The sequence below is a fragment of the Pedococcus sp. P1_H8 genome (assembly GCF_056405175.1).
The window spans coordinates 1-422 of record NZ_JBFUCP010000290.1; the positions used below are offsets into that span (position 1 = coordinate 1).

Sequence of the window (422 nt, forward strand, 5' to 3'; positions counted from 1 at the left end):
GGGTGGACTGGACCGTCGACTGCGAGGTCGGCACCGCGGAGCCCGTCGCGCCGGTGCAGCGTGCCGCGGCCTCGCGCGAGCCGTCGAAACCGGCTGGCGGGCCGAGGTTCTCGCGTCCGAGTCAGGGAAATGCCCAGCCGTCGCGGCCGCGCCCGTCGGGGGACTCCGTCGACGACATCCCGCCGCCGGACTACCCGGACTACCCGGACGACCCGGGCCCGCCGCCGAACGAGCCGGAGCCGCCGACCTCGGAGAACGTCACGCCCGAGGACGAGGAAGAGATGATGGCGCAGGCCGCCGAGCCTGGTGCCGAGTCTGTTCGGCGCGACCCGGTGGAGATCGCCATCGAGCTCCTGGCGGACGAGTTGGGCGCCAAGCGCATCGAGTGACGCGGTCGTCCCGCGGCCCGCACCGATCTGGAG

At 73.9% G+C, this 422-nt stretch carries 1 pseudogene; it reads left to right on the forward strand.

Features of this window, described 5'->3' with window-relative positions:
* Positions 1 to 389: pseudogene (locus AC1DYG_RS20060) on the forward strand (hypothetical protein); the annotation flags it as partial.
* Positions 390 to 422: the final 33 nt, after the last annotated feature.